This window comes from Bradyrhizobium forestalis (assembly GCF_002795245.1).
GTDB classification, from domain to species: Bacteria; Pseudomonadota; Alphaproteobacteria; order Rhizobiales; family Xanthobacteraceae; genus Bradyrhizobium; species Bradyrhizobium forestalis.
Genome location: NZ_PGVG01000004.1, coordinates 123,865 through 136,500, shown reverse-complemented (window position 1 = coordinate 136,500; position 12,636 = coordinate 123,865). Strand labels below are relative to the sequence as shown.

Below are 12,636 nucleotides of genomic sequence, written 5' to 3'. Positions count from 1 at the left end.
GCACCATGTTCCCGTTTGGGGCTCAGTTATCCGGCAGTAGGGCTGCTTCCGAAGCGCCCGCGCCGGTCGTTCGAAAGCCTATGCCTTAATGAGGCAGTTTTGCAGCCTGCGCCGCGATCTGGCGCGCCACCAGCAAATTGAGCCAATGCCCAATCGCGCCGGTGAAATTGAGGATTTCGGTCGTCATTGTCTTAAGTCTCCATTCGTCCGCGGTCCCCGTTCTTCAATCCGCCCTCCAATCCGAACTCTGGTTCGGATGTCGGGCTCCCCGGGGCTGTCGCGGGACGCCCAATCGGAGCGTCCGAGAACGGATATACACGTCTCGCTGACAGATTTCAATATCTGTCAGTCAACGATCCGTGATTGACCGCTGATTTCTGCGGCCCGCCCGGCCAAGCCCGCTGGCGATCCGTCCCCCAGCCGAGCCTGGGCGCCAGCTGCCGGCTTGGCCCCAATCATCCCCCGCTACCTTGCCTCCGCCGTTTGTTTCGCCCTCCCCGCTCTGCTAAATCACGGCGTAAAAAACATTTTGGCCGGCGCAGCCCTCTTGGGCCGCCCGCCTACCTTGCTGGAGCCGTCAGATGATCCCCCGCTATACCCGTCCCGAAATGGCCTCGATCTGGGAGCCGCAGACCCGGTTCAAGATCTGGTTCGAGATCGAGGCGCATGCGGCGGACGCCCTCGCCGAGCTTGGGACCATCCCCAAGGAGGCCGCCAGGACGGTCTGGGCCAAGGCCAAGGACGCCACTTTCGACGTCGCCCGCATCGACGAGATCGAGCGCGAGACCAAGCACGACGTTATCGCCTTCCTGACCCATCTCGCCGAGATCGTCGGCCCCGAGGCGCGCTTCGTGCACCAGGGCATGACCTCCTCCGACGTGCTCGACACCTGCCTCAACGTCCAGCTCACCCGCGCCGCCGACCTCTTGCTTGCCGACCTCGACAAGGTGCTGGCCGCGCTGAAGAAGCGCGCCTTCGAGCACAAGATGACGCCGACCATCGGCCGCAGCCATGGCATCCATGCCGAGCCCGTAACCTTCGGCCTCAAGCTCGCTTATGCCTATGCCGAGTTCACGCGCGCCAAGGAACGCCTGATCGCCGCGCGCAAGGAGGTCGCGACCTGCGCCATCTCCGGCGCCGTCGGCACGTTCGCGCAGATCGATCCCCGCGTCGAAGCGCACGTCGCCAAGGCCATGGGCCTCGTGCCGGAGCCAATCTCGACCCAGGTGATCCCGCGCGACCGACACGCCATGTATTTCTCCACGCTCGGCGTGATCGCGTCCTCGATCGAACGCATCGCCGTGGAAATCCGCCACATGCAGCGCACCGAGGTGCTCGAGGCCGAAGAGTTCTTCTCCGAAGGCCAGAAGGGCTCGTCCGCGATGCCGCACAAGCGCAACCCGGTGCTGTCGGAAAACCTCACCGGCCTCTCCCGCATGGTGCGCGCCTATGTGACGCCGGCGCTGGAGAACGTCGTGCTCTGGCACGAGCGCGACATCTCGCACTCCTCGGCCGAGCGCATGATGGGCCCGGACGCGACTGTGACGCTCGACTTCGCGCTGGTGCGCCTCGCCGGCCTGATCGACAAGCTGCTGGTCTATCCCGCCAACATGCAGAAGAACCTCGACCGCCTCGGCGGCCTCGTGCATTCGCAGCGCGTGCTGCTGGCGCTGACGCAGAAGGGCGCCAGCCGCGAGGACGCCTACAAGCTCGTGCAGCGCAACGCCATGCCGGTCTGGCGCGGCGAAGGCGACTTCCTCCAGCTCCTGAAGAAGGACGCCGAGGTGAAGAAGTATCTCTCGGACGCCGAGATCAAGGAGCAGTTCGACCTCGGCTATCACCTCAAGCACGTCGACACGATCTTCAAGCGCGTGTTCGGCGACAGCTGACATTCTTCGTCATTCCGGGGCACGCGAAGCGTGAACCCGGAATCTCGCGCTACAATCTCCGGATTCCGGGTTCGATGCTCCGCATCGCCCCGGAATGACGACAAAACCAGCAAGAAACGGATCCCCTCATGCCCATCGTCAACCGCGTCGCCGCCCTCTCCGACGAAATGGCCGCCTGGCGCCATGACTTCCACGAGAACCCCGAGCTGCTCTACGAAGTCCACCGCACCGCCGGCATCGTCGCCGATCGCTTGCGCGAGTTCGGCTGCGACGAGGTGGTGACAGGCATCGGCCGCACCGGCGTGGTCGGCGTCATCCGCGGCCGCAAATCGGCCTCCGGCAAGACCATCGGCCTGCGCGCCGACATGGACGCGCTGCCGATCATGGAGACCTCGGGCGTACCATATGCGTCGAAGGTCCCCGGCAAGATGCACGCCTGCGGCCATGACGGCCACACCGCGATGCTGCTGGGCGCGGCCAAATATCTCGCCGAGACACGCAATTTCGACGGCACGGCCGTGATGATCTTCCAGCCCGCCGAGGAAGGCGGGGGCGGCGGCAAGGCCATGGTCGAGGACGGGCTGATGACGCGCTGGAACATCCAGGAGGTCTATGGCATGCACAACATGCCGAACCTGCCTGAGGGACATTTCGCCACCACGCCCGGCCCGATGCTCGCCTCCTCCGACAACATCCAGATCACCGTTCGCGGCAAGGGCGGCCATGCCGGCGCCGGCCCGCACAAATCCGTCGACAGCGTGCTGATCGGCTCGCAGATCGTCAATGCGCTGCAGTCGATCGTCGCGCGCAACGTCGACCCGCTGAAGTCCGCGGTCATCTCGATCACGCAATTCCATTCCGGCACGGCCTTCAACATCATCCCGGAGGTCGCCGAGCTCGCCGGCACCGTGCGCACGCTCGACCCCGAGGTGCGCGATCTCGTCGAGCGCCGCATCGGCGAAGTCGCCGACAGTATCGCCCGCGCCTATGGCGGCTCGGCCGAGACGAAGTACACGCGGATGTATCCGGTGACGATGAACCATGCCCGCGAGGCCGGCATTGCCGCCGACGTCGCCCGCGACATCGTCGGCACTGATCGCGTCAACGACAAATTCGTCCCGATGATGGGCGCCGAGGATTTCTCCTTCATGCTTGAAGCGCGTCCCGGCGCGATGGTGCTGGTCGGCATGGGCGACGGCAACGAGTGCCACCACCCGGCCTACGTCTTCAACGACAACATCCTCGGCCACGGCGCGTCGTTCTGGGCGCGCCTCGTCGAGACGCGGATGCCGGCGGGATAAGACCGCAATCGCCGCGCTTGTAGCCCGGGTGAGCGAAGTGACACCCGGGAAGCCACACCTTCCCGGATATCGCTGCGCTCATCCGGGCTACAGTTTCAATGCAAGCACCTACACCTGCACCACCTCGTGGCGCATCACGAACGGTGCCAGCAGCGCGTGCACCTCGCCGGCAACCGCATCGCGCTGATCTGCCGGCAAGTCCGTCAGCGTCACGGTCGCGATCGAGCCGTGGCTGCCGTGCGGACCGACCTTCACCTTGCAATCGATGCCGCGCTCGACCAGCGGCGCCAGCACCTTGGTGAACACGCGCTCGGCCGCGTCCCAGCGCAGCTGCGGCTTGAACACCTTGCCGACTCCCGTCACCGGCATCGGATTGATCGGAATGACCTGCACCGGAACGGCGGCGCGCTCCGGCGTGCGCTCGCGCACCCACGCCTCGAGCTCGCCCGGTTCGACGGTCGCGCCGGGCTTCAGCTGCACGTACCCCACGGGCAATTCGCCGGCATAGGCGTCGGGCTGACCGACCACCGCGGCGAAGCCGACGGCGGGATGTCCGAACATGATCTCCTCGATCGGCGCCGGATCGATGTTGTGGCCGCCGCGGATGACGAGATCCTTGGCGCGGCCGGTGATCCAGAGATAGCCGTCGGCATCGAGCCGGCCGAGATCGCCTGAGTTGACCCAGACCTCGTCGACGAAGGCGCCCTTGTTGTGCTCGTCGTTGAGGTAACCGCCGAACACGCCGGGCCCGGCCATGATGACGACGCCGATCTCGTCGGTCGCGCAGTCGCGGATCAGGCGTCCCTCGGCGTCGAGCTGCACGATGCGCACGCGCGCATAAGGCATGGGAAGGCCGACCGAACCGAGCCGGATCGGCCGGCCGGGATAAGCCAGCGTGTGCACGCTGGAGGTCTCGGTCATGCCGTAGACCTCGACCACCGGTAGCTTGAGCTTGTCCTGGATCGCCGAGCCGACCGCGACTGGAATCGCCGAGCCGCCGCCGGCCGCATATTTCAGGCTCGAGATATCCGCATTTCCCGGCGGCACCGCAAGCGTCGCGGCGAGCACCGTCGGCACGCTCGACAGCGCTTCGGGCTTGAAGCGCTCGACGAGCTGCCAGATGTTTTTCACCGCATTCGGGTTGCGCCAGCCGCTCGGCGACAGCACGACCAGCGAGCCGCCGCTCGACAGCGTCGTCAGCACCTGTGTCAGCGATCCACCGACGTGAAACAGCGGCATGCCGAACAGCAGATTGGCGCCGGGCTTCCCCTTCAACAGCAGATTGAGCGCCCAGGCCTGATAGACTTGGTTGGCATGGGTATGCCGCACCAGCTTCGGCGTGCCAGTGGTGCCTCCGGTGTGGAAATAGGCGGCGATGTCGCTGCCTAAAATCTTGCGGCCACTGACGAGCCGATCGGACGGCTGCTGCTTGATCAGGTCGCTGAAGGCAAAGACACCGTTCGCCGGGTCGCCGCCGCCGAACACCTGCACGATGGCCTTGAGATGCTTCAATTGCGGGCGAATCTGCTCGACCTTCTGCCAGATGTCTGTGCCGGGCATCGGTCCGAGCGCCACCAGGATCTTGGTGTTCGCGGCCTCCAGGATCTCGGCGATCTGGTGCGGCTCGAGCAGCGGATTGACGGGATTGGCAATGCCGGCGGCTTCCGCGCCGAACAGAGTGACGAAGGCATCCGGCACCAGCGGCAGCATGAAGCTGATGACGTCGCCCTTCTCGGCGCCGAGCGCGTGAAACATGTTGGCGGCCTGCGTGACGCGCGCGATGAAATCGCGATAGGTGACGACCAGCGGCGTGTCGGCGGGATCGGCATTTTGCAGGAACTGGATCGCCGCCCCGTCGGGGTTGCGCTCAGCACCAAGCCTGATGGCGTCATAGGTGCTCGCGGCCGCGACGCGGTCGGCGTAGGGGACCTGCTCGAACGCCCGGACCTCCTCGTCCGTCAAGAGATCCGGATAGTCGTTGCCGATCAACCGATCGAGCGCGTGGATACCCGCCATGAAATTCTGTCCTCCCTCAGATGCATGTCCCCGCCCCCTGTCTTTTGACATTTTGGTTCGGCGAGGCCTCGGCCGATGGCGGCCGGGCCGGACCAGAATGATGGATGATTTGGCGTTCGTCCATTGCTTACCGGCTGTGGCGCTTGAACCTCTGTGGCCAATCCGGGGACCAAGAACTGGCACTGAATTCGCTCGTCAGCGCCCTGCCGCAAGACTTGAGGTCATCATGACGACGCCTCTGCGAAACCGCATCACACGGCTGATCGCCGCGTTCGCGATCGTATCCGCAATCGCTCTGCCCTCTGCCACTCTCGGCGCCGACACCCAGCTCGACAAGATGCGCGCGAAGGTCGCGACATTCATCGCCGACAAGATGGAGAAGCTGGGCGGATCGCGCATCGTCTACAAGGTGGACACCGACGCCTTGCGGGAGGCGGTCACGACGGACCTGCGCGACGACGTCTACAGGATCCTGCGCGAGGGCCGGATCGCCTTCACCGGCCTTGCGATCCGCGACGGCGGCGTCGATGTGAAGATCGCTGACGCCAAAGGTCGCGAGCAGCTCACGCGCAAGCTCGCCTCGGCGGCGGAGGGGTTGCCCACGCACGCGCTCACCGTGACCGATGCTGGAGACGGCTCGCTCAGGCTGGCGCCGACCGATGCCGCATCCGCGGCGCGGCTGCGCGATCTCGTCGAAGATTCCATCGCCATGATCGAGCAGCGCCTCAAGGACGCCGGCGTCAAGCTTGCCAGCGTCCAGCCTGAGGGGACCGACCGCATCCGCATCTTCCTGCCCGGCGTGATGGAGCCCGAGCATCTCACCGCGATCTTCGCCAAGAAGGTCAAGGTCGGCTTCCGCCTGATCGACCTCTCGATGTCCGCGGAGCAGGCGCAATCGGGCACGCCGCCGGCGGGCACGGAAGTCCTGCTCGGCTTCAAGGACAAGCTTCCTTATCTCGTCGCCAAGGACAGCGCGCTGGAAGGCGGCGACATCAGCTATGCCGGCCCGGGATTTACGAGCGACACGAAGGAGCCGATCGCCTTGTTCCGCTTCAACGGCCGCGGCACGCGGCGCTTCGCCCATATCACTGCAGAGAACGTCGGAAAGCCCTTCGCCATCGTGCTCGACGACAAGGTGATCTCCGCTCCTGTCATCCGCGAGCCCATCACCGGCGGCTCCGGTCAGATCGCCGGCAACCTCACCCTGGAGGAGGCCAACAGCGTCGCCATGCTGCTGCGCGCAGGCTCGCTGCCAGGACGCCTCGGCCTCCTCGATCAGCAGGTCGTGCAACCCGCCACCAAGCCGTAAAGCCAAGACCGCCCCGCCGCGTCGATGGTGCAGGCCCGTTCCGCGACGCCGAAGCCCGCACGAGTGCCCCGAATCACCGCCGCGCCGCGGCCAGACGCGCAACCAACGGGCAATTGCCGAAACGCCCGATCAGGCTAGAATTTGCCTCTTGCGGCATGACGGCCGGAAGCGTCATTCAAGCGGTCGTCATTCGATTTCGGCTATACGAGTGCCGACCAGGACTGAATGCCTTATGTGGGGTTAGTACCATGCCGTCCGGCAGCGCAGACATTTCGTCGATCCTCGACCGCATTCTCGACGCGGCCACGGATAACCTCAGGATCGCGAAAATCCTGGTCCAGATGGGCCTCGACCCCGATAACGTCACCTACGACGCGATCTTCAACCGGCTGCTGGAAATCTTCATCCACAACATCACCCTCGCCAATCTGTTCGCCGCGGTCGGCGCCGGCTTCTTCGTCGCCACCCTCCTGATGCGGACGATGGTGCCCCTGCGCGTTGCCAACATGATCGGCTGCGCCCTCTTCGCCGTCTTCGGCGCCCTCACCGCCAACGTCGCCACGTTCCTGCTCTATCTGCTGCTGCTCCCGATCAACGCCTTGCGGCTGCGGCAGATGCTCAAGCTCGTCAAGAAGGCGCGGCATGCGACCGAAGGCGACATGTCGATCGAATGGCTCAAGCCGTTCATGACCGAACGCAAATATCGCCGTGGTGACACGCTCTTCAAGCTGGGCGATCCAGCCCAGGAGATGCTCCTCACGGTCACCGGCAAGTTCCTGGTCAAGGAGATCAATGTCGAGATTGGGCCCGGCGCGCTGATGGGCGAGCTCGGCTTCCTGACGCCGGACAACCGGCGCACCGGAACGATCGAATGCATCGAGGACGGACAGGTGCTGACGATCACCTACGACCGGCTGCTCGAGATCTACTTCCAGGATCCGCAATTCGGCTATTACTTCCTGGTGCTGACCAGCCAGCGCCTGCTGCAAAACATCGATCGCTTGCAGAAGCAGCTGGCAACGGAGCGCGCGGCAACGACGAACAGGATCGCGTGAGTGCTGCGCGCGTCCGACCTGATTGCACGTGATGATGTGATGTGGACAGCGCTCGCCCAGCTCTCGTGCCCCGGACGCAGCGCAGCGCTTTTCGCGATGCGCTGCAGAGCCGGGGCCCATGCCTCAAGAGCAACAGTGCGGCTGGGTCCCGGCTCTGCGCAGCAACGCTAAGAGGCGTTGCAGCGCGTCCGGGACACGAGACGTCGGCCCTCCGGGTCTTTGCGGGGGGCCCGCCGCAAAATCGCCCTAAAAACCGAATGGTAACCATGGCGGGCTAGGGTAATGACGTGACCAATTCTCCGACCATCCTGGTGTTCGATTCCGGCCTTGGCGGGCTCACGGTGCTGCGTGAGGTCGTGGCCGCGCGCCCGGACGCCCACTTTGTCTACGTCGCCGACGACGCCTTCTTTCCCTATGGCCACCACAGCGAGGACGAGATCATCGCCCGCGTCGTGCCGCTGATGGGGGAGCTGATCAGCACCCATGATCCCGACCTCGCCGTCATCGCCTGCAACACGGCGTCCACCCTGGTGCTGTCGCACCTGCGCGCAGCCTATACTCTGCCCTTCGTCGGAACGGTGCCGGCGATCAAGCCGGCCTGCGCGCAGTCCAGGACCCGCCGCGTCTCGGTGCTGGGCACCAAGGGCACGGTGAAACGCGAATACACCAAGGCGTTGATCCGCGATTTCGCGCAAGGATGCGAGGTGACGCTGGTCGGCTCGCCCGAGCTCGCCTCGCTCGCCGAGGCCGCGCTTGGCGGCCATCCGATCAGCGACGGCGACATCCTCGCCGAGCTCGCCCCCTGCTTCGTCGGCGATGCCGCGGACGCGCGCGCGCGCACCGACACCGTGGTGCTCGCCTGCACGCACTATCCGTTGCTGCTCGACCGGCTGAAGAAGCTCGCACCCTGGCCGGTCGACTGGATCGATCCGGCGCCCGCGATCGCCCGCCGCGTCTCGGATCTGCTCGGTGCGCCTGGTTGCGGCATCGCGCAGTCCGGCGCCGAAATGATTTTTACATCAAAGCGCGTGCATGACCTCAGCGCCACGCTGACACCGTTCTTCGGCGGGCGCGCGGTCGCCTGACTTTCCGCATCGACGCCGCGCTGCTAGGTTCTGCCGTCGTCATCTGCGCGCAGGTTATCACATGCCGGTCCCCGCAAAGCCGCTCAATCGCCTTCGCCAATTGTGGAGCGAGGGCCGCCCCGCTTTCGGCGCGATCGCGACCATCCCGAGCGTGCAGATGGTGCAGATCATGGCACGCTCGCTCGACTGGATCATCGTCGATCTCGAACATGGTCCGATCGGGCTCACCGAAGCACATGCGATGATCGCCGCGACCACGGGCACGCCCTGCACGCCACTGGTGCGGATCGCCGCGAACGAGCCGTGGCTCGCGAAAGCTCCGATGGACATCGGCGCCTTCGGCATCAACTTCCCGATGATCACAAACCCCGTCGAAGCCGAGAAGGCCGTACGTAGCGTGCGCTACCCGCCGCGCGGCGATCGGCTCTGGGGCCCCTTCCACGCGCCGTTCCGCTGGGGCCAGTCGATGCCGGATTACATGGCCAGCGCCGATGACGAGATGATCTGCATGATCACCATCGAGCATGTCGAGGCGGTCAATCGCATCGACGAGATCATGGCAACGCCGGGCGTCGACGTCGCCGTGATCGGCCCCGGCGATCTCGCCACCTCCATCAACAAGCGCGGCCAGATGGACGACCCCGAGCTGCTCGAACTCGTCGCGCGCGCCGAGGCCGGCATCCTCAGAAGCGGCGTGCCGATCGGCGGTGTGGCGCGCACCGCCGACCAGGCCAATGCCCTGATCGACCGCGGCTACCGCGCGATCGCGCTCGGCTTCGACTGGTCGCTGTTCCAGCGCGGAATCATGGCGGCGTTCGAGGGGGTCAGGCGCTGAACCAGCCGATTGACGCATTGCCGGGACCTGCGGCGCCGCCAGGATCGCCCCATTCAAGAGATAAATCATTGAAAATCATTGATTTTTACGTCTTCATCAAGACCAAATTGGCGATCCCTGATGCGGCGAACCGACCGGCCCTAAACGGGTTGGTTCGTGCTAGAGCGAGCGGGCGGGCACCCCGCTCGCTGCACATATTTTGATCTTTTGATCCCTGGGAAACGGAGACCAATGCGCGGGACGCCCAAGACCATTTCGCTGCGGCGCCGTCTGATCTGCGACCTCATGCATGCCTCGATGGGCGTGCCCTTCGTTTCACTCTCCCGTTCGCTCAATATCGGCCCTGTGCTGGAGGCCCGCGCCGGCGCAACGGCGCCCGCCGGGTGGGCCGCGATAATCGTCAAGGCTTTCGCCTTGGTTGCACGGGACGAACCGATCCTGCGCACCGTTTACACCAAATGGCCTTGGCCGGCCCTCTACGAGCTGCCAAGGAGCGTGGCGACGGTCGCGATCGCCCGGGTCGAGAATGGCGAGGAATGCGTGCTGCCTCAGCGAATCGCCGCTCCTGAGACCCTTTCGCTGGCAGCGATCAATGCGGAAATCAGGCGCGGCAAGACGGCCCCGGTCGAGGACGTCCCGATGTTCCGCAAGATCATGCGGGCGACCCGCCTGCCGCTGCCGCTGCGGCGCCTGTCCTGGGCCATCGGCCTGAATTTCGGCCGCCAGCGCGGCAACTGGTTCGGCAGCTTCGCGGTGAGCTCGGTGGCCGCCTATGGCGGCGGCGAGCTCCACCCCATCGCGCCGGGCCCCTTTGTCGTCAGCTATGGGCTCGTCGAGCCGGATCAGACCATCCATGTCGTGATCCGCTGGGACCACCGGGTCACCGACGCCGCCCCGATCGCCCGGGTCCTGACCCGGCTGGAACAGGTCCTGAACACTGAAATCGCTGCCGAATTGCGGGAAGCCATCCCCAAGCCCGTCCGGGCGGTGCGCACGTGACCGCGTAGCGGTCACCCCGGGGGGTGCGCAAGCACCGAACCCGGGATCTCGAGATTCCGGGTTCGCACTTCGTGCGCCCCGGAATGACAGCGTAAAGAATTGACAGCCAGCCCCAAACTCCCCTAAAAGCCGCCTGCTCGCGGGCCGATTTCGGCCCGCGAAGCGTTTCGCGACCCGTGGTCAAATCCCTTAAGCTTTGGGGATCGGACCTGTCGGTGCCGGGCTAAGCCCGTCACACAGGAGGGCGCGTTTCCTCAAACCATGCAACCGAAGAGGACGCGATGACTAAGCGCAGTGAGGCGAAGTACAAGATCGATCGCCGTATGGGCCAGAATATCTGGGGCCGCCCGAAGAGCCCCGTCAACCGCCGCGAGTACGGCCCCGGCCAGCACGGCCAGCGCCGCAAGGGCAAGCTCTCCGACTTCGGCGTGCAGCTCCGCGCCAAGCAGAAGCTGAAGGGCTATTACGCCAACATCAGCGAGCGTCAGTTCCACGGCATCTATGTCGAGGCGAGCCGCCTCAAGGGCGACACCGGCGAGAACCTGATCGGCCTGCTCGAGCGCCGCCTCGACGCGGTCGTGTACCGCGCCAAGTTCGTCTCCACGATCTTCGCCGCGCGCCAGTTCATCAACCACGGCCACGTCAAGGTGAACGGCCGCAAGGTCAACATCTCGAGCTACCAGCTCAAGGTCGGCGACGTGGTCGAGGTCAAGGAAGCGTCCAAGCAGCTCGCCCACGTGCTCGAAGCCAGCCAGCTCCCCGAGCGCGAGGTTCCCGACTATCTCGAAGTCGACCACGGCAAGATGACGGCGAAGTACGCACGCATCCCCGGCCTCTCCGACGTGCCGTTCCCGGTGCAGATGGAGCCGCATCTGGTCGTCGAATTCTATTCGCGCTGATAGTTTCGGCACATCAACGTTCAAAGGCCCCGGTTCACCGGGGCCTTTTCGTTTGAGGCGGCCACTCCCATGTCTCAGCCCATCTGTGCTATGATTGCGCGTAGCGGAGTTGACCATGACGCGTCTTCTGGATGAGGCCTTCAGCAAGGTTTCCACCCTACCTGCTTCAGAGCAGGACGACTTGGCGCGGACCCTCCTTGAGCTTGCTGGGGTGAATCAGCCGCCGCTCCAACTGACGGCGGCGGAAGAAGCGGATTTGGCCGAGGCCGAAGCTGAAATCGCCCGCGGCGAGCTTGCCACTGCCGACGAAGTTCGCGCCATGTGGGCCAAGCACGGGCTGTGAAGGTCCGTTACACGAAGCGGGCACTCGCCCAGATCGACGAAGTTCTGACCTACATCGATGCGCGTTCTCCACAGGGAGCCAGCCACGTGCGCGACCGCATTGTCGCGCTGCTCGGGGATCACCCGTATGCAGGGCGGCAGACCACGCGTGCATACGTCCGTCGCTTGCCGGTCAACCCTTATCCCTATCTGATCGATTTATCGTGTGAGCGCGACGGAAATCATTATTATGCGATTTCGTCACGCCGCCCGGCGTCCACCCAGAACTCGCTGACCACGAGTAAGTGACACCGCGGTACGGGTACTCCATTTCGCGCTGGTAAATCGGCAAATCATCGTTCAAGGCCCCGGTTTCCGTAACCATTCTGTTGTGGTAACCTACGATCGATGTCCCAGACGACCGACCAGCTCGCCAACATCACCCCTTCGGCAGCGCCCTCCGAGGTCGAGCTTGAGGCATGGGCCAAGCTGCCCCGCGACGAACAGGTCCGCCGATATCAAGCGCTATTCGCGCAGCCCGATTGCAACAACTTCACCTCGGACACGCCGGACGACATCCTGGCCGCCGCGCGCCAACGCGTCGCTCAACGCCGCCATGGCTGAGTATCGGTTATCGGAGCGCACCCGGACCGACCTGATCGACATCTACGACTTCACCGAAAGCCGGTTCGGTAAATATCAGGCCGAGGCTTATTATGCCGGTCTGATCCGCTCCTTCGGACTTCTCGCCGACTTCCCTCTCATTGGCCAGCAAGTGGATGAGCTCGCCGCTGGCTATCGACGTTTCCGCTTCCAATCCCATCTTATCTTCTACACGGTGCAATCCGACCACGTCGAAATCCGTGCCATTCTTCACGGTGCGCAAGACATCAGACCGCAACTGTTCGACTAGATGAAGTGACGAGA

13 protein-coding genes are annotated in these 12,636 nt (G+C 64.7%); 12 read left to right on the top strand and 1 reads right to left on the bottom strand.

The features are described 5' to 3' along the window. Positions 1 to 581: 581 nt before the first annotated feature. A complete protein-coding gene (gene purB / locus CVM73_RS06910) occupies positions 582 to 1,889 on the top strand; it encodes an adenylosuccinate lyase (RefSeq protein ID WP_100231262.1) in 1,308 nt (435 codons plus the stop codon). Between the two features lie 128 nt (positions 1,890 to 2,017). Next, positions 2,018 to 3,190 carry a M20 aminoacylase family protein gene (locus tag CVM73_RS06905; protein WP_100231261.1) on the top strand — a complete coding sequence of 391 codons (1,173 nt, stop codon included), beginning with the start codon at positions 2,018 to 2,020 and terminating at the stop codon, positions 3,188 to 3,190. A gap of 108 nt (positions 3,191 to 3,298) precedes the next feature. Here CVM73_RS06905 and CVM73_RS06900 read toward each other — a convergent pair whose 3' ends face one another. Continuing rightward, positions 3,299 to 5,206 carry an acyl-CoA synthetase gene (locus CVM73_RS06900; protein WP_100231260.1) on the bottom strand — a complete coding sequence of 636 codons (1,908 nt, stop codon included), beginning with the start codon at positions 5,204 to 5,206 and terminating at the stop codon, positions 3,299 to 3,301. 226 nt (positions 5,207 to 5,432) lie between these two features. Here CVM73_RS06900 and CVM73_RS06895 point away from each other — a divergent pair, with 226 nt between their 5' ends. The 10 genes from CVM73_RS06895 to CVM73_RS06850 all read left to right on the top strand — a co-directional run bounded on the left by CVM73_RS06895 (position 5,433) and on the right by CVM73_RS06850 (position 12,622). Then, on the top strand, positions 5,433 to 6,515 hold the full coding sequence (locus tag CVM73_RS06895) for a SecDF P1 head subdomain-containing protein (protein WP_100231259.1): 1,083 nt from the start codon (positions 5,433 to 5,435) through the stop codon (positions 6,513 to 6,515). A gap of 248 nt (positions 6,516 to 6,763) precedes the next feature. Continuing rightward, entirely contained in the window at positions 6,764 to 7,570 is an 807-nt protein-coding gene (locus CVM73_RS06890; protein WP_167406700.1) for a cyclic nucleotide-binding domain-containing protein, read from the top strand. Positions 7,571 to 7,857: 287 nt separating this feature from the next. Next, the gene (gene murI / locus CVM73_RS06885; RefSeq protein ID WP_100231257.1) at positions 7,858 to 8,655 is read left to right on the top strand and encodes a glutamate racemase; all 798 of its coding nucleotides are present in this window, start codon (positions 7,858 to 7,860) and stop codon (positions 8,653 to 8,655) included. A gap of 61 nt (positions 8,656 to 8,716) precedes the next feature. After that, on the top strand, positions 8,717 to 9,490 hold the full coding sequence (locus CVM73_RS06880) for an HpcH/HpaI aldolase family protein (protein ID WP_100231256.1): 774 nt from the start codon (positions 8,717 to 8,719) through the stop codon (positions 9,488 to 9,490). A gap of 231 nt (positions 9,491 to 9,721) precedes the next feature. Continuing rightward, complete coding sequence (locus CVM73_RS06875; protein ID WP_100231255.1) at positions 9,722 to 10,489, top strand: acyltransferase; 768 nt, start codon at positions 9,722 to 9,724, stop codon at positions 10,487 to 10,489. Between the two features lie 281 nt (positions 10,490 to 10,770). Further along, positions 10,771 to 11,388: a 30S ribosomal protein S4 gene (rpsD, locus tag CVM73_RS06870; protein ID WP_100231254.1), complete on the top strand. Its 618-nt coding sequence runs from the start codon at positions 10,771 to 10,773 to the stop codon at positions 11,386 to 11,388. Between the two features lie 115 nt (positions 11,389 to 11,503). Further along, complete coding sequence (locus tag CVM73_RS06865; RefSeq protein WP_100231253.1) at positions 11,504 to 11,731, top strand: hypothetical protein; 228 nt, start codon at positions 11,504 to 11,506, stop codon at positions 11,729 to 11,731. Beyond that, entirely contained in the window at positions 11,728 to 12,018 is a 291-nt protein-coding gene (locus CVM73_RS06860; RefSeq protein WP_347338453.1) for a type II toxin-antitoxin system RelE/ParE family toxin, read from the top strand. Before CVM73_RS06865 ends, CVM73_RS06860 begins: the two co-directional genes overlap by 4 nt. Before the next feature lie 99 nt (positions 12,019 to 12,117). Beyond that, positions 12,118 to 12,333 (top strand): hypothetical protein, encoded by a 216-nt coding sequence (locus CVM73_RS06855; RefSeq protein WP_100231252.1) that lies wholly within the window; start codon positions 12,118 to 12,120, stop codon positions 12,331 to 12,333. Further along, positions 12,326 to 12,622 carry a type II toxin-antitoxin system RelE/ParE family toxin gene (locus CVM73_RS06850; RefSeq protein ID WP_061023123.1) on the top strand — a complete coding sequence of 99 codons (297 nt, stop codon included), beginning with the start codon at positions 12,326 to 12,328 and terminating at the stop codon, positions 12,620 to 12,622. The genes CVM73_RS06855 and CVM73_RS06850 overlap by 8 nt, the downstream gene beginning before the upstream one ends. Positions 12,623 to 12,636 lie beyond the last annotated feature (14 nt).

Bases quoted from the DNA above. Each gene is read 5' to 3' on its own strand.
- purB (WP_100231262.1), top strand. From the start codon at position 582: ATGATCCCCCGCTATACCCGTCCCGAAATGGCCTCGATCTGGGAGCCG.
- CVM73_RS06905 (WP_100231261.1), top strand. From the start codon at position 2,018: ATGCCCATCGTCAACCGCGTCGCCGCCCTCTCCGACGAAATGGCCGCC.
- CVM73_RS06900 (WP_100231260.1), bottom strand. From the start codon at position 5,206: ATGGCGGGTATCCACGCGCTCGATCGGTTGATCGGCAACGACTATCCG.
- CVM73_RS06895 (WP_100231259.1), top strand. From the start codon at position 5,433: ATGACGACGCCTCTGCGAAACCGCATCACACGGCTGATCGCCGCGTTC.
- CVM73_RS06890 (WP_167406700.1), top strand. From the start codon at position 6,764: ATGCCGTCCGGCAGCGCAGACATTTCGTCGATCCTCGACCGCATTCTC.
- CVM73_RS06880 (WP_100231256.1), top strand. From the start codon at position 8,717: ATGCCGGTCCCCGCAAAGCCGCTCAATCGCCTTCGCCAATTGTGGAGC.
- CVM73_RS06875 (WP_100231255.1), top strand. From the start codon at position 9,722: ATGCGCGGGACGCCCAAGACCATTTCGCTGCGGCGCCGTCTGATCTGC.
- rpsD (WP_100231254.1), top strand. From the start codon at position 10,771: ATGACTAAGCGCAGTGAGGCGAAGTACAAGATCGATCGCCGTATGGGC.
- CVM73_RS06865 (WP_100231253.1), top strand. From the start codon at position 11,504: ATGACGCGTCTTCTGGATGAGGCCTTCAGCAAGGTTTCCACCCTACCT.
- CVM73_RS06855 (WP_100231252.1), top strand. From the start codon at position 12,118: ATGTCCCAGACGACCGACCAGCTCGCCAACATCACCCCTTCGGCAGCG.
- CVM73_RS06850 (WP_061023123.1), top strand. From the start codon at position 12,326: ATGGCTGAGTATCGGTTATCGGAGCGCACCCGGACCGACCTGATCGAC.